The 21,866-nt window shown below is 73.4% G+C and carries 17 protein-coding genes; 8 read left to right on the forward strand and 9 right to left on the reverse strand.

Features of this window, described 5'->3' with window-relative positions:
- Window positions 1-21: 21 nt before the first annotated feature.
- From ACFYR0_RS06680 to ACFYR0_RS06705, 6 genes are all read left to right on the forward strand, one after another.
- The gene (locus ACFYR0_RS06680) at window positions 22-1,200 is read left to right on the forward strand and encodes an acyl-CoA dehydrogenase family protein (RefSeq protein ID WP_389322577.1); all 1,179 of its coding nucleotides are present in this window, start codon (window positions 22-24) and stop codon (window positions 1,198-1,200) included.
- Between the two features lie 10 nt (window positions 1,201-1,210).
- Window positions 1,211-2,074 (forward strand): oxygenase MpaB family protein, encoded by an 864-nt coding sequence (locus ACFYR0_RS06685; RefSeq protein ID WP_389322579.1) that lies wholly within the window; start codon window positions 1,211-1,213, stop codon window positions 2,072-2,074.
- A 22-nt stretch (window positions 2,075-2,096) separates the two neighbouring features.
- Complete coding sequence (locus tag ACFYR0_RS06690) at window positions 2,097-3,671, forward strand: phytoene desaturase family protein (RefSeq protein WP_389322581.1); 1,575 nt, start codon at window positions 2,097-2,099, stop codon at window positions 3,669-3,671.
- 152 nt (window positions 3,672-3,823) lie between these two features.
- Window positions 3,824-4,933: an NAD(P)H-dependent flavin oxidoreductase gene (locus ACFYR0_RS06695; protein ID WP_389322583.1), complete on the forward strand. Its 1,110-nt coding sequence runs from the start codon at window positions 3,824-3,826 to the stop codon at window positions 4,931-4,933.
- A 61-nt stretch (window positions 4,934-4,994) separates the two neighbouring features.
- On the forward strand, window positions 4,995-6,527 hold the full coding sequence (locus tag ACFYR0_RS06700; RefSeq protein WP_389322585.1) for an acyl-CoA synthetase: 1,533 nt from the start codon (window positions 4,995-4,997) through the stop codon (window positions 6,525-6,527).
- A 609-nt stretch (window positions 6,528-7,136) separates the two neighbouring features.
- Window positions 7,137-7,973: an alpha/beta fold hydrolase gene (locus tag ACFYR0_RS06705; protein WP_389322587.1), complete on the forward strand. Its 837-nt coding sequence runs from the start codon at window positions 7,137-7,139 to the stop codon at window positions 7,971-7,973.
- Here ACFYR0_RS06705 and ACFYR0_RS06710 read toward each other — a convergent pair.
- The 4 genes from ACFYR0_RS06710 to ACFYR0_RS06725 all read right to left on the reverse strand — a co-directional run bounded on the left by ACFYR0_RS06710 (window position 7,910) and on the right by ACFYR0_RS06725 (window position 11,579).
- A complete protein-coding gene (locus tag ACFYR0_RS06710) occupies window positions 7,910-9,769 on the reverse strand; it encodes a sulfatase (RefSeq protein ID WP_389322589.1) in 1,860 nt (619 codons plus the stop codon). The two genes, ACFYR0_RS06705 and ACFYR0_RS06710, sit on opposite strands and share 64 nt — an antisense overlap.
- 143 nt (window positions 9,770-9,912) lie before the next feature.
- Window positions 9,913-10,338 carry a hypothetical protein gene (locus ACFYR0_RS06715; protein ID WP_389322591.1) on the reverse strand — a complete coding sequence of 142 codons (426 nt, stop codon included), beginning with the start codon at window positions 10,336-10,338 and terminating at the stop codon, window positions 9,913-9,915.
- A 31-nt stretch (window positions 10,339-10,369) separates the two neighbouring features.
- Window positions 10,370-10,837: an SHOCT domain-containing protein gene (locus ACFYR0_RS06720; protein WP_389322593.1), complete on the reverse strand. Its 468-nt coding sequence runs from the start codon at window positions 10,835-10,837 to the stop codon at window positions 10,370-10,372.
- Window positions 10,838-10,949: 112 nt separating this feature from the next.
- Window positions 10,950-11,579 (reverse strand): HdeD family acid-resistance protein, encoded by a 630-nt coding sequence (locus ACFYR0_RS06725; protein ID WP_389322595.1) that lies wholly within the window; start codon window positions 11,577-11,579, stop codon window positions 10,950-10,952.
- 216 nt (window positions 11,580-11,795) lie between these two features.
- On the opposite strand from ACFYR0_RS06725, the gene ACFYR0_RS06730 reads away from it, so the two are divergent.
- The gene (locus tag ACFYR0_RS06730) at window positions 11,796-13,208 is read left to right on the forward strand and encodes a DUF2252 domain-containing protein (RefSeq protein WP_389322597.1); all 1,413 of its coding nucleotides are present in this window, start codon (window positions 11,796-11,798) and stop codon (window positions 13,206-13,208) included.
- A 175-nt stretch (window positions 13,209-13,383) separates the two neighbouring features.
- Here ACFYR0_RS06730 and ACFYR0_RS06735 read toward each other — a convergent pair whose 3' ends face one another.
- The 5 genes from ACFYR0_RS06735 to ACFYR0_RS06755 form a co-directional block, all read right to left on the reverse strand.
- The gene (locus ACFYR0_RS06735) at window positions 13,384-13,581 is read right to left on the reverse strand and encodes a hypothetical protein (protein WP_356689492.1); all 198 of its coding nucleotides are present in this window, start codon (window positions 13,579-13,581) and stop codon (window positions 13,384-13,386) included.
- 165 nt (window positions 13,582-13,746) lie between these two features.
- Window positions 13,747-14,277, reverse strand: coding sequence for a hypothetical protein (locus tag ACFYR0_RS06740; protein WP_389322599.1), 531 nt, complete (start codon window positions 14,275-14,277; stop codon window positions 13,747-13,749).
- Window positions 14,274-15,893 (reverse strand): MFS transporter, encoded by a 1,620-nt coding sequence (locus ACFYR0_RS06745; RefSeq protein WP_389322601.1) that lies wholly within the window; start codon window positions 15,891-15,893, stop codon window positions 14,274-14,276. The genes ACFYR0_RS06740 and ACFYR0_RS06745 overlap by 4 nt, the downstream gene beginning before the upstream one ends.
- Window positions 15,894-16,040: 147 nt before the next feature.
- Window positions 16,041-18,716, reverse strand: a complete 2,676-nt coding sequence (locus tag ACFYR0_RS06750) for a LuxR C-terminal-related transcriptional regulator (protein WP_389322603.1) — start codon at window positions 18,714-18,716, stop codon at window positions 16,041-16,043.
- 453 nt (window positions 18,717-19,169) lie between these two features.
- A complete protein-coding gene (locus tag ACFYR0_RS06755; RefSeq protein ID WP_389322605.1) occupies window positions 19,170-20,861 on the reverse strand; it encodes an acyl-CoA synthetase in 1,692 nt (563 codons plus the stop codon).
- 197 nt (window positions 20,862-21,058) lie between these two features.
- Here ACFYR0_RS06755 and ACFYR0_RS06760 point away from each other — a divergent pair, with 197 nt between their 5' ends.
- Window positions 21,059-21,859, forward strand: coding sequence for a crotonase/enoyl-CoA hydratase family protein (locus tag ACFYR0_RS06760; protein ID WP_389322607.1), 801 nt, complete (start codon window positions 21,059-21,061; stop codon window positions 21,857-21,859).
- The last annotated feature ends 7 nt before the right edge of the window (window positions 21,860-21,866 follow it).

Genomic DNA, 21,866 nt, shown 5'->3' on the forward strand with positions numbered 1-21,866 from the left:
CAGCGCGAGACTGGAGACGCCGTGCATCTCGACCACACCCCCGAGCAGCTCCGGCTGCGCAGCGAACTGCGCGCGTACTTCGCCGAGTTGGTGCCGGACGACGCCTGCACCCGGCACGCCGACCCGGCCGCCCAGAAGCGCTTCTACCGCGAGACGATCCGCCGCCTGGGCGCCGACGGCTGGCTGGGCGTGGGATGGCCCACGGAGTACGGCGGCCGGGGCCTGACCCCGACCGAACAGTTCGTCTTCTTCGACGAGGCCGCCCAGGCCGGAGTGCCCCTGCCGCTGATGGCCCTGAACACCGTCGGCCCGACGATCATGCGCTACGGCACCGACGAGCAGAAGGCGTACTTCCTGCCGCGCATCCTGTCCGGCGAGATCGACTTCGCCATCGGCTACAGCGAACCCGACGCGGGCACCGACCTCGCCGCCCTGAAGACCCGGGCGGTGCGGGAGGGCGACGACTACATCGTCGACGGCCACAAGATCTGGACCACCAACGGCGACACCGCCGACTGGGTCTGGCTCGCCGTGCGCACCGACCCCGACGCACCCGCCCACCGGGGCATCACCATGCTGCTGGTGCCGACCAGCGACCCCGGCTACTCCTGCACCCTCATCAACACCCTCGCCGGACACGACACCACCGCCAGCCACTACGAGAACATCCGCGTCCCCGCCGCCCGCCGCGTCGGTGCCGAGAACCAGGGCTGGCGGCTCATCACCAACCAGCTCAACCACGAGCGCGTCACCCTCGCCGCCCACGGCACCATGGCCGTCCGCGCCCTGCACGACGTGCGGAACTGGGCCGCGCGGACCAAGCTCGCCGACGGCCGCCGGGTCCTCGACCTGCCCTGGGTGCGCCGCTGCCTGGCCCGGACACACGTCCGGCTGGAGGCCCTCCGGCTCCTCAACTGGCAGATGGTCGGCGCCCTCCAGAACGGCACCCTCACCCCCCAGGACGCCTCCGCCGTCAAGGTGTACGGCTCCGAGGCCCGCCGCGACGCCTACGCCTGGCTCCTGGAGGTCACCGCCGCCCCCGGCGCGCTCCAGGAGGGCTCCGCGGGTGCGGTCCTGCGCGGCGAACTCGAACGCGGCTACCGCTCCGCCGTCATCTTCACCTTCGGCGGCGGCAACAACGAGATCCAGCGCGAGATCATCTCCTGGATCGGCCTCGGCATGCCGAGAGTGCGGCGATAGCCTGCTGTCCATGGCGGACACGCGCACGGGAGACCCGGGACTGTTCGGCCCGGAGTCGGTCACCTGGCAGTGCCACGGCGACCCGATCATGTGGATCGCCGGGGTCCGTGCGCTCTACCTCCAGGCCCTGCATCCGCGCGCGGTGCGCGGGGTCACCCAGAACAGCGACTTCCGGCGCGACGCCTGGGGCCGGCTGCTGCGCACCGCGAGCTACGTCGGCACGACGACCTACGGCACCACGGAGGCCGCCGAGCGGGCCGGCGCCCGGGTCCGGGGCATCCACGCCCGGCTCACCGCGACCGACCCCGCCACCGGGGAGTCGTACGGCATCGGCGAACCCGAACTGCTGCTGTGGGTGCACTGCGCCGAGATCGACTCCTATCTGCACGTGCTGCGCCGCTCCGGCTACCCGCTCACCGACGCCGAGGCCGACCGCTACGTCCGCGAACACCTCGTCAGCGCCCGCCTGGTGGGCCTCGACCCCACCACCGTCCCCGCCGACCGGGCAGAGCTGGCCGCCTACTTCGCCCGGGTCCGGCCCCAACTCGCCGCCGGGGCCGAGGCGGTGGAGGTGGACGACTTCCTGCGCGGCCCGCCCGTCCACCCCCTGCTCCTGCCGCTGCGCGCCCTGCTGTGGCGGCCGGTCGCGCGCCTGGCCTACGCCTCGCTCCCCGCCTACGCCCACGAGCTGTACGGCAGGCCCGCCCCGAAGCCCGTCACCGTCACCCGCGGGCTGCGCGCGGCCGGGCTCCTGCTGCGGCTGATCCCGGCGCGGCTGCGCTGGCGGCTGCCGCCCCGGCACATCCTGCGGGCCATGGCCCGGCTCGGACCAGGGAGCCGGCCGCGGCGGAAACCGCCCTCTGGCCGCCCGTGATCACCTCGTGTTACGAAGAACCATGTCCGCACCCGAGGAAGCCCCCGCAGCCCGCTCCTACGACGCCGTGATCGTCGGAGGCGGCCACAACGGCCTGGTCGCCGCCGCCTACCTGGCCCGCGCCGGCCGCTCCGTGCTGGTCCTGGAACGGCTCGGCCACACCGGCGGCGCGGCCGTGTCCACCCGCCCGTTCGCGGGCGTCGACGCCCGGCTGTCGCGCTACTCCTACCTGGTCAGCCTGCTCCCCGAGAAGATCGTCGGCGACCTCGGCCTGCGCTTCGCCGTCCGCTCGCGCACCATCTCCTCGTACACCCCCGCCGAACGCGACGGCCGTCCCACCGGACTCCTCGTCGGCGGCGGCGAACAGCGCACCCGCGAGGCCTTCGCCCGGCTCACCGGCGGCGAGCGCGAGTACGCGTCCTGGCAGCGGTTCTACGACATGACCGGCCGGGTCGCCCGCAGTGTGTTCCCCACCCTCACCGAACCGCTGCCCACCCGGGAGGAGCTGCGCCGCCGGGTCGGCGACGAGGAGGCCTGGCGGACCCTGTTCGAGGAGCCGATCGGCGTCGCCGTGGAGGACCGCTTCGCCGACGACCTGGTCCGCGGCGTGGTCCTCACCGACGCCCTCATCGGGACCTTCGCCGACGCCCACGACCCCTCGCTGGCCCAGAACCGCTGCTTCCTCTACCACGTCATCGGCGGCGGCACCGGCGCCTGGGACGTGCCCGTGGGCGGCATGGGCGCGCTGACCGACGCGCTCGCCTCGGCCGCGCGCGAAGCCGGTGCCGTCATCGCCACCGGCCACGAGGCGGTCCGCATCGACACGGACGGCCGTACGGCGGAGGTCGCCTACCGCACCGCCGACGGCGAGGGCGTCGTCGGCGCCCGGCACGTCCTCGTCAACGCCTCCCCGCAGGCGCTGGCCGCGCTGACCGGCGCCGAGCCGCCCGCCCCGGCCGAGGGCGCACAGCTCAAGGTGAACATGCTGCTCAAGCGGCTGCCGAGGCTGCGGGACGGCGCGGTCGACCCGCGTGAGGCGTTCTCCGGAACCTTCCACATCGCCGAGGGCTACGAGCAGTTGGCCGAGGCCCACCGCCAGGCCGCCGCCGGCGAGCTGCCCGCCGCACCGCCCTCGGAGATCTACTGCCACTCCCTGACCGACCCGACGATCCTCGGCCCCGACCTCGTCGGGCAGGGCTACCAGACGCTCACCCTGTTCGGGCTGCACACCCCGGCCCGGCTGTTCGACCGGGACAACGACGGCGTCCGCGAGGAACTGCTCAAGCTGACTCTCGCCCAGCTCGACGCCCATCTCGCCGAGCCCCTCGCCGACTGTCTGGCCACCGACACCGACGGCCGCCCCTGCATCGAGGCGAAGACCCCCCTCGACCTGGAACGCGACCTGCGGCTGCCCGGCGGCAACATCTTCCACCGGGAGCTGTCCTGGCCCTACGCGCAGGACGGGACCGGGCGCTGGGGCGTGGAGACCCCGCACGCCAACGTCCTGCTGTGCGGGGCGGGCGCGGTGCGCGGAGGAGGGGTGAGCGGGGTGCCGGGGCACAACGCGGCGATGGCGGTGCTGAAGACCGCGGGTTAGGGCCTGTCCGGACCTCGGACCCTGGGCCCGTCCGGGTGTCCGGGGTCCGTCCCGCCCTGCGAGGCCGCTCGGCGACAGGCTCCCGTCCACGAATCTGACGATGTGTCAGAGAACCCCTTCCGTCCTCCGGGGGACTCGGGCATCCTGCGCCCATGCAGACGGAGCTGAGCCGGCAACTGGGCGTCGAGCAGGCTGTCTTCGGCTTCACGCCGTTCCCCGCCGTCGCCGCGGCCATCAGCCGGGCGGGCGGGTTCGGTGTGCTCGGCGCGGTGCGGTACACCGCCCCCGACGACCTCAAGCGCGACCTCGACTGGATCGAGGCGCACGTGGACGGAAGGCCGTACGGCCTGGACGTCGTCATGCCCGCGAGCAAGGTCGAGGGCGTCACCGAGGCCGACGTGGAGGCGATGATCCCCGAGGGGCACCGCGCGTTCGTGCGCGACACCCTCGCCCGGTACGGGGTGCCCGGGCTCGCCGAGGGCGAGGCCTCCGGCTGGCGGATCACCGGCTGGATGGAACAGGTCGCCCGCACCCAGCTCGACGTGGCCCTCGACTACCCGATCCGGCTGCTCGCCAACGCCCTCGGCTCGCCCCCGGCCGACGTCGTCGCGCGCGCCCACGAGCAAGGCGTACTGGTCGCCGCCCTCGCCGGCAGCGCCCGGCACGCCCTCAAGCACCGCGACGCCGGCATCGACGTCGTCGTCGCCCAGGGCTACGAGGCCGGCGGCCACACCGGCGAGATCGCCTCCATGGTGCTCACCCCCGAGGTCGTCGAGGCCGTCGCCCCGCTGCCCGTCCTCGCCGCGGGCGGCATCGGCAGCGGACAGCAGGTCGCCGCGGCCCTCGCGCTCGGCGCCCAGGGCGTGTGGCTGGGCTCCCTGTGGCTGACCACCACCGAGGCAGGGCTGCGCTCGCCCGCCCTCACCCGCAAACTGCTCGCGGCCGGCTCCGGCGACACCGTCCGCTCCCGCGCGCTGACCGGGAAGCCCGCCCGCCAGCTGCGCACCGCCTGGACCGAGGCCTGGGACGACCCCGCCGGGCCCGGCCCGCTCCCGATGCCCCTCCAGGGACTCCTCGTCGCCGAGGCCGTCTCCCGCATCCAGAAGCACGAGGTCGAACCGCTGCTCGGCACGCCCGTCGGCCAGATCGTCGGCCGGATGAACAGCGAACGCAGTGTCCAGGAGGTCTTCGACGACCTCACCCGCGGCTTCGAACGGGCCGTGGACCGTGTCAACCGCATCGCGGGGAGGAACGGCGGATGACGGGCACACCGCGCGCCGGACTCCCCGCCACCCCGTCACCCGCCGGAAGGAGCGGCCGCCCATGAGCACACCTCCCGCCGGATTCTGGGCCCAGGCCACCGCCGAGCCCGACCGCACCGTCCTCGTCGCCGCCGACGGCACGCTGTGGACCGCCGGAGAACTGCACGGCGCCGCCAACCGCCTCGTCCACGGCCTGCGCGCCGCGGGCCTCGAGCGGGGGGACGCCTTCGCCGTCGTACTGCCGAACGGCCCGGAGTTCCTCACCGCCTATCTGGCCTCCCAGCAGGCCGGGTTCTATCTCGTCCCCGTCAACCACCACCTGGTCGGCCCCGAGATCGCCTGGATCGTCGCCGACTCGGGCGCCAAGGTGCTGATCGCGCACGAGCGGTTCGCCGAAGCCGCCCGCGACGCGGCCGACGAGGCGGGGCTCCCGGGCGCCCGCCGCTACGCCGTCGGCGGCGCCGAGGGCTTCCGGCCCTACCCCGAACTCCTCGACGGGCAGCCGGAGTCGGCCCCCGGCGACCGTACGCTCGGCTGGGTCATGAACTACACCTCCGGCACCACCGGACGCCCCCGCGGCATCCGCCGCCCGCTGCCCGGAAAACCACCCGAGGAGGCCTACCTCGGTGGCTTCCTCGGCATCTTCGGCATCCGGCCGTACGACGACAACGTCCATCTGGTCTGCTCGCCGCTCTACCACACGGCCGTGCTCCAGTTCGCCGGGGCCTCCCTGCACATCGGCCATCAGTTGGTGCTGATGGACAAGTGGACGCCCGAGGAGATGCTGCGGCTGATCGACGCCCACCGGTGCACCCACACGCACATGGTCCCGACCCAGTTCCACCGTCTGCTGACGCTCCCGGAGGAGGTCCGGCGCCGCTACGACGTCACCTCCATGCGGCACGCCGTCCATGGCGCCGCGCCCTGCCCCGACCATGTGAAACGGGCCATGATCGAGTGGTGGGGGACCTGTGTGGAGGAGTACTACGCGGCCAGCGAGGGCGGTGGTGCCTTCGCGACCGCCGAGGACTGGCTGAAGAAGCCCGGCACGGTCGGCCGGGCCTGGCCGATCAGCGAGCTCGCGGTCCTGGACGACGACGGGAACGCCCTGCCGCCGGGGCGGCTCGGCACGGTCTACATGAGGATGACCACGGGGGGCTTCGCCTATCACAAGGACGAGGACAAAACGCGCCGCAACCGGGTCGGCGACTTCTTCACGGTCGGTGACCTCGGCCATCTCGACGAGGACGGCTATCTCTTCCTGCGCGACCGCAAGATCGACATGATCATCTCGGGCGGGGTCAACATCTACCCCGCGGAGATCGAGTCCGCGCTCCTCGCCCATCCGGCTGTCGCCGACGCCGCGGTCTTCGGTGTGCCGCACGACGAGTGGGGCGAGCAGGTCAAGGCCGTCGTCGAAGCCGCCCCGGGCCGGGAGGCCGGGCCCGCGCTCGCCGCGGAGCTTCTCGAGCACTGTGGGCGGCTGCTGGCCGGCTACAAGCGTCCCCGCAGCGTGGACTTCGTCGCCCGCATGCCCCGCGACCCCAACGGCAAACTCTACAAACGCCGCCTCCGAGACCCGTACTGGTCCTGACCACGACGCCCTCAGCGGGCCGCGCTGTTGCCATGAGGCCGTGGCTGGCTGGTGCACGTCCTCGGGTGCGGGTGGTCGGTGGCCGTTCGCGCGGTTCCCCGCGCCCCTAGGGGGTGGGTGGCTCGTGTGCGTTGTCGGATGCGGGTGGTCAGTGGCCGTTCGCGCAGTTCCCCGCGCCCCTATGGGGGCTGGTGCACGTCTTCGGGTGCGGGTGGTCGGTGGCGGTTCGCGCGGTTTCCCGCGCCCCTGGGGCGTTGCACGGCTGCTTCGCAGAGGCATGGGGAACACCACCCCAAGCCCGAACAACCCACGGCACCCCGGTCTTCCCCGCCGGTGTCGCGGCCGTCGGAGGCGTCAACGCGGGGCGTTCCAGCGGGTCGGTTCTGGCCGCGCATCCCGCGTCTGCTCGGCGTCTCCAGCGGACGCGGCGAGGGCGTGGGCAACGGCGTCCGCGCCCGAAGAAGGCGCTGAGCTGCTCGGGCCCGCACCACGCGACCCGCCGACGGGACGTCCGCGCCCCTCCCGGGTCGGCGTCCCGCAGGTGCGACGGGGTTCCGGCCCGCCGAAACTCCGTTGTCGTCCACACCGTCAGGGGACAGGATCGGCCGCATGCCGACCTTCGCCGCGTACGACGGAACCGTCCTGGCCCACCACCCGCTCGGGGGGAGTGGTGAGCCCGTGGTCGTTCTGCCCGGAGGGCCGATGCGGGCCTCGGCCTACCTCGGAGACCTGGGCGGACTGGCCGCGCGGCGCCCGCTGGCCCGGCTCGACCTGCGCGGCACCGGCGGCTCCGACGTACCCGCGGACCCGGCGACGTACCGCTGCGACCGGATGGTGGACGACGTGGAGGCACTGCGCGTCCACCTCGGGCTGGAACGGATGGACCTGCTCGCCCACTCGGCGGGCGGCAGCCTGGCGATGCTCTACGCCGCCCGGTACCCGGCCCGGGTGCGGCGGCTCGCGCTGATCACCGCCACGCCCTGGGCCCTCGGCATGCCCGCCACCCCCGCGCACCGGCTCGCCGCCGCCCGGCGGCGGGCGCACGAGCCCTGGTTCGCGGACGCCTTCCCGGCCTTGGAGAAGTGGCTCTCCGGCGGCGACTTCGACGACGCCCTGCTGCCCTTCTTCTACGGCCGCTGGGACGCCGGCGCCGCCGCGCACGCCGCGGGCGAGGTAGAGCAGACCAACGAGGAGGCCTGCGACCGCTACGGCTCCGCCGGCGCCTACGACCCGCCCGCCACCCTGGCCGCGCTCGCCGCCCTCACCGCGCCCGTGCTCGTGTACGCGGGCGGCGCCGACGGCGGGCCGCGGCCGGAGCTCGCCGGGCGGGCGGCCGAGGCCTTCCCGCACGCCGAGCTCGTGGTGCAGCCCGGCGCGGGCCACTACCCCTGGCTGGACGACCCCGAATGGTTCGCCGACCGGGTCGCGGGCTTCCTCGCGGGCTGATCGCCGTAGGCCGTCATGAAGCGGTCGCGGAAGAGGTCCATGTCCCACACCGGGGCCGTCCGCGCGGGCTTGAGGCCAGGCGACCAGTCCCAGTCGGCGATCCGGTCCAGCACCTCCGGGTCGCGGGCGACGATCGTGACCGGGACGTCCCGGCTGGTGCTGCCGGCCGTCACCGTCGGCACCGGCTGGTGGTCGCCCAGGAAGACGAGGACCGTGTCGTCGTCGCCGTAACGCTCCAGCCAGCCGGTCAGGCTGCGCAGCGAGTACTCGATGGCCCGCCGGTACTCGGTGCGCACGCTGTCGGGGTCCCGCCAGACCTCCTCGGGGTCCTTGCCCTCCTCCGCGATGCCGTGGAACACCGAGCCGTCGCCGAGGTCCTCCCAGTCGATCACGCGGGGGACCGGCGCCCAGGGGTTGTGGCTGGAGGCGAGGATGATCTCGGCCATCAGCGGCCCACGGTCGGCACGGCCGTGCTCCAGGCGCTCGAAGGCCTCCATGCTGAACTGGTCCGGGACCGGCGACCAGCTGAAGTACGGGCCCTGGTAGCCGAGTCGCTCCGAGTCGTAGATGTGGTCCAGGCCGAAGTACCGGCCCTCGGGCCAGGCGCGGCGCACCCCCGGCACGATGCCCACGGTGCGCCACGCGCCCGCCTTGCGGAAGTAGCCGGTGAGGGTCGTCCGGTCGCTCGTGGTCAGACTGCGGTAGCGCTGCTGGTTCTTGATCCACAGTCCGGACAGGAAGGTGGAGTGCGCCAGCCAGCTGCCCGCGCCCGTCACCGGGGAGCGCAGCCAGCCGCTGCGCGCCTCGAACCCGGCCGCCTTCAGCGACGCCGTGCCGTCGGCCAGCACCGCGCCGACCGACGCGGCCATGTCGGGGTCCTCGACCGCGGTCCTGCCGTAGCTCTCGACGAAGGTGAACAGCACGTCCTTGCCGCGCAGCCCGGTCAGCAGCCGGTCCGGCGGGGTGGCGGCGAAGGCGTCGACCGCCGCCTCCTTCTCGAAGACCTCGGCGTCCGCGATGCCCGCGCGCACCATCTCCACGCGGTTGCCGAGGAATTCGGAGGTTCCCCTGGTCGCCAGCGGGGCGCCGACGCCCGGCACGGCGAAGGTCACGCAGACGATCCACGCGGTGCCGAGGACCACGGTCGTGCGCGCCGCCACCGGACGGTGACGGTCCAGCAGCCGCGCGAGCCGCATCGTCGACAGGGTCATCAGCGCGATCACCACGAGCAGCAGCGCCGACGCCCCGCCCACGGCGAGCACCTGCCCGGTCCGCCCGAAGGACTCGCGGACGAACTCCGCGGCGTCGTCCAGCAGGATCCAGTCCAGCACCAGGTCGAAGGGGCGGGCCAGCACCTGGTAGAAGCCCATGTCCAGGCACTTCAGTACCGTGACCAGGCCGAGGAGCACCCCGGTGCCCGCCGCCGCGAACCGCCGGGGCCTGGGCGGCAGTACGAGCAGCAGCCCGGCGAGCAGGACTCCCTCGCCGGGGATGCGCAGGAACGCCCAGAAAGACAGCCGTTCCAGGCGGTTGGGCAGCAGCAGGGCGCACAGCGGGAGGGCCACGGCCAGGACGGAGGCGGTGAGCGCGGCGGCCCGGACCGTGCGCGGGTACCGCTGCCGCCATCCGCGTGACGGGGGAGGCACGTCCGGGGCTGCCTCGGACGGCTGTTCCCCTTCGACGTCCGGTTCCTGCCCGGCCTGCTTCCGCGCGGCGTCCGGATCGGCCCGTTCCCGCTCCGTCTCCCGCGCCCCCTCCGCCTTCGTGTCCGTAGGCTCTCTCGCGACCTGCGACACCCGTGGTCCTCCCGTACCTGGCCGGTAGACATGCGTACGGCCCGCCGTCGCCTTGCGTTCAGACGAGGGCGGGCCGCACGCACACTACGCGCGAGGGAGGTGTCCCACCGCATCGGGCGGAACTCCGCGCGACACGTGTCGGCTCAGTAGGCGGCCGTTCCGGTGCGCTTCACGCACAGGGCCCAGATCACCAGTGCGGAGAGCGCGATGACCACGATCGACCACACCGGGTAGTAGGGCAGGGACAGGAAGTTGGCGATGACGACGAGCGAGGCGATCACCACACCGGCCACTCGCGACCAGGTCGCCCCCGTGAACAGGCCGTACGCCACGAGCAGGGCCAGCACGCCGAGGATCAGGTGGATCCAGCCCCAGGCGGTCAGGTCGAACTCGAACACGTAGTTCGGGGTGGTGAGGAAGACGTCGTCGTTGGCGATCGCCATGATGCCGCGCAGGATGTCGAGGATTCCCTCGATCATCAGCAGCACCGCGGCGAAGACCGTCAGTCCCTCGGCCCAGCTCTGCTTCGCCGACGAGGGCCGGCCGGTGCCGGTCGCGGACGTGGTCATGTGGGTGCTCCTCTCCCTGCGGCTGCCGGACTCAGGCGCCGGCTGCCGGGGCAGTGGGTTCGTGCTTGGCGCCCGCCGGTCCGTGGTCGGACAGGACCAGCTCCTTGGCGCGGCGGTACTCGTCCTCGGAGATGTGACCGTCGGCACGCAGCTGCGCCAGCTTCTTCAGCTCGTCGGCGCTGGACCTGTGTCCGCCTCCGGCGGTCTCCCGGACGTAGTCGTCGAACTGCTGCTGCTGCTCACGGGCCTGGGCGATCTCCCTGCGCCCCATGTTCTTGCCCCGGGCGATCACGTAGACGAAGACACCGAGGAAGGGCAGCAGGATCACGAACACCAGCCAGCCCGCCTTGGCCCAGCCGCTCAGAGCGTCGTCACGGAAGATGTCGACGATGATCCGGAAGAGCAGGATGAACCAGAGGATCCACAGGAAGAACCACAGCATGGTCCAGAACATGCTCAGCAGTGGGTAGTCGTACGCGAGGTAGGTCGCAGTGCTCATCTTCCGCCTCCGTCCCGGCCCCGTTCACCGGTGGCCGTTGACTGCACTCCCAGCGTGCCCGGCCCGGCACCCGCCGTCCTCACCCGAATCGGGTGATCGCGGGGCGAACCGGTCAGGGGGCCGGATGTCCGGGGATGCCCGCGCGGCGCAGCGCGGAGCGCCAGGCGAAGGCGACGGCGCCCTCGACCACGCCCATCAGCACCATCCACAGGCCCAGCAGCCGGGTCAGCGCCACTGCGGACTCGCTCGGCAGGGCGAGCACCACGATGCCCGCGACGATGCCGAGCAGGGCCGCGCCGAAGACGAAGCCGCGGTGCGGAAGACTCCTGGTGGCGATCGCCGCGTAGGCGGTCAGCATCCCGGACACCAGCCACACCACGCCGACGATCACCGACAGCGCGGCGATGGTCTGCAGCGGATTGCGCAGGCACAGCACCCCGGCCAGCACGAACAGCACCGAGAGCAGCAGTCCGGTGAGCCGGTCGCCGCGCTCCTGGGCGAACACCGCCACGAAGCGGAAGACACCGCCCACGAGCAGATACAGCCCGATGAGGACGGCCACCACGTGCAGCGTCACGTCCGGCCAGACCAGCAGCAGGATGCCGGGGACCAGGGTGGCGAACGCCGAGGCCAGCAGCCAGGTCCAGGAGCGGCCGAGCTCCGCCAGCGCCTGCTCGGTCTCGCCCGTCCCGCCGGACCCCGCTCCTGACGCCGGCTGTGCCGATGTGCGCGATTCGGTCATGGCTCCTCCTCGGCGGATCGACAGGAGTGCCGGCGGGCAGCCGGCGGGACGGGCTGCGGAGAACCCACCCGGCCCACAGTGCCGCCCCGTCCGGACGCCCGGATCACCCACGGCGGGTGATCCCGGCGTGAACGGCGCCGGTGAGGGTGGACACGGACCGTCGCCCGCCACGGGGCGCGCGGATCTCAGGCAGGGGGCGGGAGAAGGAGGCCGGACATGACGGCAGAGAGCGCGCTCAGCCCCACCCCGACGCCCGCGGAGCGGGCCGAGGCCGGCCGGAACGCCCGTACCCGGGTCTCCCGCGCCGACCAGGCACGGTTCGATCCGGGACCCGGACGGTTCGACCCCGTCGACGTCATCGAGAGGCAGTCGGCGACCCGCGTGCAGGACCTGGTGCCCATCCGGTACGGCCGCATGCTGGAATCGCCGTTCCGCTTCTACCGGGGCGCGGCCGCCATCATGGCCGCCGACCTCGGCCCCGCCCCGCACTCCGGGCTGACCGTGCAGCTGTGCGGAGACGCCCATCTGCTGAACTTCCGGCTGCTCGCCTCGCCCGAGCGGCGTCTGGTGTTCGACATCAACGACTTCGACGAGACCCTCGCCGGCCCCTTCGAATGGGACGTCAAGCGCCTGGCCGCCAGCTTCGTCATCGCCTCCCGCGCCAACGAGTTCCCGGCCGACGTGCAGAAGGCCACGGCCCGGGAGGCCGCGCGTTCCTACCGTGAGCGGATGCGGGAGTTCGCCGGGATGCGCACCCTCGACATCTGGTACGCCCTCGACGAGGCCGACCAGCTGCGCAAGCTGATGGCGTCCGAGATGGACAAGGAGGAGCGGCGCCGCACCGCACGCGCCACGGCCAAGGCCCGCAGCCGGACCCAGATGGAGGCCTTCGAGAAGCTGACCAGGACCACTCCCGAGGGCCGCCGGATCACCCCGGACCCGCCGCTCATCACCCCGCTCGCCGACGTGGCGGCCGACTCCCCGGAGGCGGGCACCGAGAAGGAGCTCGCGGCCGTCGTGGAGAGCTACGCGGAGACCCTGTCCTCCGAACGCAGGCATCTGCTCAGCCACTTCCGGATGGTGGACCTGGCCCGCAAGGTCGTCGGCGTCGGCAGCGTCGGCACCCGCTGCTGGATCATGCTGCTGCTCGGCCGCGACGACGAGGACCCGCTGCTGCTCCAGGCCAAGGAGGCGCAGACGTCGGTGCTCGCCCCGTACACCGGCGGCGAGCCCTACGACAACCAGGGCCGCCGGGTCGTCAGCGGCCAGCGGCTCATCCAGACGACCAGCGACATCTTCCTGGGCTGGACGCATGTGACGGGCCTGGACGGACAGGGCCGCGACTTCTACGTGCGCCAGCTGCGCGACTGGAAGGGCATCGCCCGCCCCGAGACCATGGGCCCGGACATGCTGCGGCTGTTCGCCCAGGTGTGCGGCGCCAGCCTGGCCCGCGCCCACGCCCGCTCCGGCGACCCCGTCGCCATCGCCGCGTACCTCGGCGGCGGCGAGCGCTTCGAGCACGCGCTCGCGGAGTTCGCGCAGGCCTACGCCGACCAGAACGAGCGGGACTTCGAGGCGCTCGGCGAGGCCGTGCGCTCGGGGCGGGTGACGGCGCGGACGATGCTGTGAGCGGGGCATGAGGCGGGGGCCGCACAGATCGGGCGAGCCGCCCGGAACGCAGACAGAGCCAGCTCCGAGAACGCGGACCGGCCGGCCGCCCGGTACACAGATCGGGCCAGGTGCCCGGTACCGAACTCCGGTACCGGGCACCTCACTCGTCACCCCACGTGTCACCCCGCGAGGCTCACTCCGGCACCCGCCGCATCTCCACCACCCGCAGTCCCAGCGACTGGCAGCGGGCCAGCAGTCCGTACAGCTGGGCCTCGTCGATGACCGGGCCGAACAGGACGGTCTGGCCGGACATGACCACGTGCTCCAGTTCCGGGAACGCCTTGGTCATCGTTTCCGACATGAGCCCGTCGACACGGATCTCGTAGCGCATGAGCGGCCCTCCCGCGGGTGGCGTGGAGCGGGCGGAGTGGGCCCCGCACTGAGATCGTCCCTCCCGTTCACCCGTCCGGCCTCACCCCGAACAGGTGAACCAGCAGCCACGGCCGCGGGCGCCCGCAGGCCAGTACCAACAGCGACGGCCGCGGGTGCCCGCAGGTCAGTGCTTGAGGATCAGCTTCAGCGCGACGATCGCCAGTCCGAACAGCAGGTTGACACAGGCGGAGACGCCCACCAGCCCCCAGGAGGCCCCCGCCCGCCGGGCCGCCTCCGCCGACCAGCCCACCTGACCGGCCACGGCGACGCCCAGCGCCAGCCACGCGCCGCCCGTCACGTCCAGGCCCAGCAGCGGGCTGACGGCCACCGCGACGGCCGGCGGCACGGCGGCCCGCAGGATGGGCCACTCCTCCCGGCACACCCGCAGCACGGCCGCGAAGTCCAGCGGATCCCGCGCCAGCCGGGCCCCGAACACATGGGCGTGCACATGCGCCAGCCAGAACACCGCACCGGTCAGCAGCAGCATCAGCACCAGCTGCACACGGGGGAAGTCCCCGAGGGTGCCGGCGCCCAGCACCACGGAGGCGGCGAGCATCGAACCGTAGACACCGCCGGTGTAGTCGGTGTGGGCCCGCCGTTCGGCCCGCCGCGCGACGGCCTCCGGGCCGCGGCCCGGCCACGGCAGGCGCGTCACTTCTTCCTCCCCGCCCCCGGGCGGGGGGCGGGCGTGTCGGCGCCGCCCACCGGCGCGCCGGGCAGCTGCGAGGTGACGAGCAGGCTCGCGAGGGTGATCGCCCCGGCTGCGAGGACACCCGCCTTCAGGCCCTTGAGCTGCGCCGACGCATAGGAGTCGGTCAGGGCGTCCACCTCGGCGGGAGGCAGTCCCGCCTGCTCGGCGGCCGCCTCGACCTGGTCGGTGGGGACGAAGGAGATCCCGGCCTCCAGAGCGATGCCGGTCTGCTCGCGGGCGGCGTCCGACACCGCCGGATGGTCCTTGATCTCGTTGGTGAACGCCGTGGCGAGGGCGCCGATCAGCAGTGACCCGATGAACGCGGTGCCCAGCGCCGAGCCCAGGTTCTGCGCCGTGTACTGGAGCCCCCCGGCCTCGCTGCGCTCCTCTTCCGTAGCGCCCGACTGGACCACGTTGCCCAGCTGCGACACCAGCAGGCCCATGCCGATGCCCAGCAGGGCCATGGCGCCCGCGAACTGGCCGTCGTCGATCACCGGGTCGATGGTGGCCAGCAGCCACACGATGGCCGCGGCCAGCGTCAGCAGGGCCACCCGGACCATCCGGCGCGGACTCACCCCGCGGGCGAACCGCGAGGCGCAGAACGAGGCGACGACCATGCTCACCGAGACCGGGAGCAGTCGCAGCCCGGTCTCGAACGCGTCGAAGCCCTGGACCACCTGGAGGTACAGCGGGATGGCGAAGAACAGCCCCAGCAGGATCAGGTTCTGGCTCAGCAGCGTCAGCAGCCCGGACCGCACGGCGGGCCTGCGCAGCAGCGGCAGATGCACCAGGGGGTCGGTGCCCTGGTCGACCCGGTGGTGCTGCCAGCGCACGAACCCGGCGAGCACGGCCACCGAGGCCCCGATGACGAACAGCGTCGGGGCGAACCCGAAGACCGTGAACGGCGGGTTCCGCGGCTCCACCCAGCCCCAGGTGCCGCTCTGGAGCACGCCGAGCACACCCAGTCCCAGCCCGGCCGCGGACAGGGCGGCCCCGACGACGTCCAGCCGGGGACGCGGCCCGGTCATCGGGGCCGACCTGATCACCCGCCGGCAGAGCAGCATGGCCAGGACCACCACGACCTCCCCGGCGAACACCAGCCGCCAGGTGAGATACGTCGTGACCCAGCCGCCCAGCAGAGGGCCCACGGCGATGCCCGCGCCCGCCAGTCCGCCGATGACGCCGTACGCCACCGCCCGGTCGGCGCCCCGGTAGGACTCGGCGACCAGCGCGGCCATCGCGGGCAGCACCAGCGCGGCGCCCAGACCTTCGATCACCGACCAGCCGAGCGCCAGCACCCAGACCGTCGGGGCGACCGCGGTGATCCCCGAGCCCACGGCGTAGACGACCAGACCGATCAGGAACAGCCGGCGGCGGCCGAGGATGTCGCCGAGCTTGCCGCCGACGATCATGAACGCGGCCATCACCAGCGCGTACAGCGTGATGACGGTCTGGATGGCCGTGACCTCGGTGTCGAAGTCCTCCACCAGCTGACTGATCGAGACGCTCATCACCGAGGTGTCCAGCACCATCAGGAACTGGGCCGTCCCGAGGACCATCAGAGCTTGCCAGTGCCGCACCCCGTCACCTCGACCATGTCGACCGACCGGCCCCGACCCGGCGGCGACGCCTCCGGCGGGGGCGGGCTGTGCCGCCGCTGCCATGGCACCCGAAACGCCGGAGCGGCGCCTCACCCGCCACGGGGGAGCGCGCAGGCCGGGCCCGCCTCACAACAGCCCGCGCTCTCGCCCGCGGCGTACGGCTTCCGTGCGCCGGTTCACCGCCAGCTTGCGGTAGACGCTCTTGAGGTGGGTCTTCACGGTGTTCACGGACACATGGAGGTCCTCGGCGATCTCCTCCGTGGACATCATCCGGGACAACCGCACCAGGACGTCGTGCTCGCGGGCGCTGAGGTCCTCCACCACGAGCGGTTCCGGCCGGGCGGGCCGGCGCTTCGGACGGGCCGCGCGCCCGGGCGGGTGAGCACCGACGCCGAGCCAGCCGTCGGCCAGTGCGGCCAGCGGCTCGGTCTCCAGCAGCGGCCTGACCCAGGGGCCGGCCTCCAGGAACGGCCGCCGCAGCCGTTCGCGGCGGGCGAGGGCCAGCGCGCGGCCTAGCGCCCGGCACGCGCCCGCGGTGTCCCCCGCACGGTCGGCGGCCTGCGCCCGCACCAGCAGGGCCCGGACGGTGACCGCCGGACCGGCGGCGGTGCCGGGCGGCACGGCGTCGAGCAGGGCCGTCGCCCGGTCGGGACGGCCCGTCGAGACCAGCGCCCGTGCCGCCTCCACCCGGCAGGCCACCTGGTCCTCCGGCGCGTCCAGGAGGGTGCGCGCGGCTTCCTCCGCGCGGCCCTCCGCCAGCTGCGCGGCCCCGGCGATGGCGGCCGCCTGGCCCTGGACCCACGGCGAGCCGACCCCCGCGGCGGCCACCGGCTCGACGGCGGCGAGCGCGGCCCGCGCGTCCCCGAGGGCCAGCATCAGCCGCCCCGAGGCGATGGCCCTGCCCGCCCTCAGCACCGGGTCCTGGCCCACCAGACCGGATGAGGCCGCCTCCTCCAGCAGACCCTGGGCCTCACCCAGCTCGTCGCGCTCCACCGCCACGGCGGCCCGCACCAGGGGACCGACGCCGGAACCGGCCGACGGCGGGAGGCCGAACCGCTCCGTCTCGGCCTGCGCCGCGAGCGCCTTGCGCTCCGCCCGGCTCGGCCAGCCGGCCAGGTAGTCGATCAGCGCGAGGTGGCCCAGGCACTCCTGACGGGGCAGGGCCGTGGCGGCCGCGCCCTCGGCCCCGACGACCGCGGACAGCGCCTCGCGCGCCTCGTCGAACCGCCCCGCCCACAGCCGCGCGGTGCCCAGGTGGGTCAGCAGCAGCGCGTTGAGTTCGGGGTGCTCGTCCAGCAGCCGCTCGGGGACCTCCACCTGGAGCTGCCGGGCCCGTTCGGCCGCCTTCTCCGCCTTGTCCGGCTCGCCGCCCAGCCGGGCCGTGTGCACTTCCAGCAGCGCGGCGGTCAGCCGGGCCGCCGCGGGCTCGGACGTCTCGGCGGCCAGGGTCTCCTCCGCGCGGTGCAGGTGCGCCAGACCGTGGTCGACGTCGCAGTGCGACAGCGCGCGGGCCGCGCGGACGAGATCCGCCGCCGGGCCGCGCGCCTCGGGCGTCATACGGGAGAACAGCTCGTCCATCGTGTCGGTGCGCAGTCCCGTGAACAGCTCTCCGATCGCCAGGTCGTCCACCAGCGCCGTGGCGGTGAACTCCCAGTCGCCCGCGGCGGCGCCGTGCGTGAGCGCCTCGGGCAGGAACCCGGCGTGCCGCAGCCACCGGGCGGCCCGCCCGTGCAGCACGGGCGCGAGGCCGGGCGCCCGTACCTCCAGGTGGGACCGCAGGATCTCGCGGAACAGCGGATGCAGCCGGTACCAGGAGTGCCCCAGCTGGTCGACGAAGGCGTTCTGGCGGCGCAGCTCGTCCAGGATCGGCCCGGCGTCGCCCCGGCCGGTCAGCGCGTTCGCCAGGTCGGGGCAGAACCGCTCCAGGACACTGACCCGCAGCAGCAGCTCCTGGGTCTCGTCGGGCTGCCGCTTGAGCACCTCGGCCAGCAGGAAGTCGGCGACCGTGCTCTGCCCCGCCTCGAACTCCTTCAGATACGCCCTCGGGTCCAGGGTCTCCCGCGCCGCCAGCGCGCTCAGCCGCAGGCCCGCCGCCCAGCCGCCGGTACGTTCCACCAGCGAGCCGGCCGCCTGCACGCTCAGGTCCAGCCCGTGCAGCCCCAGCAGCGCGGCCGCCTCCTCCGGGGTGAAGGCCAGCTCGGCGTTGCGGATCTCCGTCATGGTGCCGGCGGCACGGTAGCGGTGCAGCGGCAGCAGGGGTTCGGTACGGGTGACCAGCACCAGGCGCAGTCCGCGCGCCGCGTGGTGCAGTACGAACTCGACCTGCTCGGTCAGGCCCGCCGAGGTCACCCGGTCGAACTCGTCGAGCACCACGACCACGGGCCGGTCCAGCGCGCTGAGGCCTACGGCGAGCCGGGACAGCAGTTTGTGGTCCACCTGGTTCGCGTCCGCCGGACAGCCGACGTCCTCCGGCACCGGCACACCCCGGGTCCGCAGCGCCTCCAGCAGATACGCCCAGAACTGCCCGGGAGCCTCGCCCGCCCCGACGGTGAACCAGACGGCGGGCTGGTCCAGCCCCGCGGCCCAGTCGGCGACCAGCAGCGTCTTGCCCGCCCCCGCGGCGCCGTTCACCATGATCAACGGGGTGCCCAGCCCCCCGTCGAGCCGTGCGCGCAGCCGTTCCCGGCGCAGGAACGTATGAGGTCTCGCCGGTACGGCCGTCCGCACCGGCAGATACGGGTCCCCGAGCGGATCGACGTCCTGCTCCGCCGAGCCGCCCTCCTGTCCGTCCTGCGCGTCCATGCCGACACCACCGTCCCTCACGCCCCCTGGCAGTGCCCCCTCTCCCGATCCAAGGATCGCAGCTCCCCCACACCTCCGCCCACCGGAACCGACCGAGGAAGGGGCGCGACCGGCCACGCCCAACCCGCACCCGGAGCCGGTAACCGCTCCCGGCTACTCCGCGAGGCACAGAGCGCCACCGCCGGGAAAGGGGCGCGGGGAACGGCGCGACCAGCCACGCCCAACCCGCACCCGAAGTCGGTAACCGCTCCCGGCTACTCCGCGAGGCGCAGAGCGCCACCGCCGAGAAGGGGGCGCGGGGAACTGCGCGACCAGCCACGCCCAACCCGCACCCGAAGCCGGTAACCGCTCCCGGCTACTCCGCGAGGCGCAGAGCGCCACCGCCGAGAAGGGGGCGCGGGGAACTGCGCGACCGGCCACAAACAACCCGCGCCCGAAGTCGCGCGACCAGCGCTACCCCTCCGCCGCCCCGGCGACATCCCGCGCCCACCGATAGTCCGCCTTACCACTCGGCGACCGCCGCACCCTCTCCGTCACCACCAGCCGCCGCGGCACCTTGTACCCCGCCAGCAGGGCCCGACAGTGCGCCTGGACATCCGCCAGCGACAGCCCCACCGCCCCCTCCCGCAACTGCACCACCGCGGCGACACGACTGCCCCACCGGGCATCAGGCACCCCCGCGACGAGCGCGTCGTAGACGTCGGGGTGGGACTTGAGCGCCTGCTCGACCTCCTCCGGGTACACCTTCTCGCCCCCCGTGTTGATGCACTGCGACCCCCGTCCGAGGACGACCACGACCCCCTCCTCGTCGACGGTCGCCATGTCCCCGAGCAGCACCCACCGCTCACCGTCCCGCTCGAAGAAGGTCTCGGCGGTTTTCACCGGGTCGTTGTAGTAGCCGAGCGGGACATGCCCACGCTGGGCGATACGGCCGGCCTCACCGGGCCGAACGGGTCGCCCCGACGCCGGATCGACCACCTGTGTACGGGAGTTGACCCGGATACGGAAGCCCCGCTCGGGCCCGGAGTCCGGCGTCGCCGTACCGTTGAACCCGGACTCGGAGGAACCGAAGTTGTTCAGCAGCATGACGTGCGGCACCAGCTCCAGGAACTGCCGCCGCACCGTCTCCGACATGATCGCCCCGGAGGAGGACACGCTGAACAACGCCGAGCAGTCCGTGTCCTTCGACGGCCCGGCCAGCGCGTCGATCAGCGGCCGCAGCATCGCGTCACCGACCAGCGAGACACTGGTGACCCGCTCCCGCTCGATCGTGCGCAGCACCTCCGCGGGCACGAACTTGCGGTGCAGGACGACCCGTTGGCCGAAGTTGAAGCCGATGAACGCGGTGAGCGTGGAGGTGCCGTGCATCAGCGGGGGAGTCGGGAAGAAGGTGATCCCGGCGCCGCCCGCGGCGACCCGCGCGGCCAGTTCCTCCGGTGTCCGCACCGGCTCGCCCGTCGGCGCCCCGCCGCCCAGCCCGGCGAAGAACAGGTCCTCCTGGCGCCACATCACCCCCTTGGGCATGCCGGTCGTACCGCCGGTGTAGATGATGAACTGGTCGTCCCCGGACCGCGCGGGGAAGCCGCGCCCGGGCGCCCCGGCAGCCTCGGCGTCGGCGAACTCGACGGCACCCGCGACGTCCGGCGGACCAGCGGCCCCGGCCCGCACCGCGTCCCCCGCGGCGCCCGACCGACCGGTGGCCCGAGCCCGCACCGCGCCCCCAGCCCCACCCCCCACCCGCACCGCGTGCCGCACCCCCGGCACCCGCGGCAGCGCCTCGGCCACCCGGTCCCCGAACTCCGCGTCGAAGACCACCGCCGCCAGATCGGCGTCCCGGTACAGGTACACCAACTCCTCGGCCACATAGCGGTAGTTGACGTTCACCGGCACGATCCGCGCCTTCAGGCAGCCCAGCACGGTCTGGAGGTACTCGACCCCGTTGCACAGATGGAGGCCCAGATGCTCGCCGGGACGGATGCCGCTGTCCAGCAGATGGTGCCCGATCCGGTTCGCCGCCGCGTCCAGCTCCGCGTACGTCAGCCGCCGCTCGGCCCCGGTGCCGGGATGGTCGACGTACACCAGCGCCTCGCGGTCCGGCACCACGTCCACGACCGACTCGAACAGGTCGGCAAGGTTGAACTCCACCGCTCCTCCTGACCCCGTCCCGCATCGGTTGCCGGTCATCAGAGCAAAGGGCGGCACAAGTGTGAAGGGTTCGCACCGGAGAAATCTGACTACCTGTCAGAAACCTCTTGTCCTGTCCGCACCCCTCCTGCAACCTGTTCTCGTTCCGGCGGACGGGAACGGCCGGAAGGAGGACGGGACATGAGGGGAGACGGGACATGAGCGGCACGGAACACCTCACCGTACGGCGCGAGGGTGCCACCCTGGTGCTCACGCTGAACCGGCCGGAGGCCAGGAACGCCCTCTCGATCCCGATGCTGGTCGGCCTCCACGACGGCTGGACCGAGGCCGACGAGGACGACGAGGTCAGGTCGATCGTGCTGACCGGCGCGGGCGGCGCCTTCTGCGCGGGCATGGACCTCAAGGCACTGGCCGGCGCGGGCCTGGCCGGCCAGGAGCACCGCGACCGCCTCGCGGCCGACCCCGACCTGCACTGGAAGGCGATGCTGCGCCATCACCGGCCCCGCAAACCCGTGATCGCCGCGGTGGAGGGCCCCTGTGTCGCGGGCGGCACCGAGATCCTCCAGGGCACCGACATCCGTGTCGCGGGCGAGTCGGCCGTCTTCGGGCTGTTCGAGGTCCGGCGCGGGCTGTTCCCGATCGGCGGCTCCACGGTCCGGCTGCAACGCCAGATCCCCCGCACCCACGCCCTGGAGATGCTGCTCACCGGCCGCCCCTACAGCGCCCGGGAGGCCGCGGACATCGGTCTCGTCGGCCATGTCGTGCCGGACGGCACCGCCCTCGCCAAGGCCCTGGAGATCGCCGAACTGGTCAACGCCTGCGGCCCGCTGGCCGTCGAGGCCGTCAAGGCGTCCGTGTACGAGAGCGCGGAGCTGACCGAGACCGAGGGTCTGGCCGCCGAACTCAAGCGCGGCTGGCCCGTGTTCGACACGGCCGACGCGCGGGAAGGCGCCCGCGCCTTCGCCGAGAAGCGGCCGCCCGTCTACAAACGCGCCTGAGGAGCCC

It is taken from the genome of Streptomyces sp. NPDC005017 (genome assembly GCF_042873115.1).
Classification (GTDB): Bacteria; Actinomycetota; Actinomycetes; order Streptomycetales; family Streptomycetaceae; genus Streptomyces.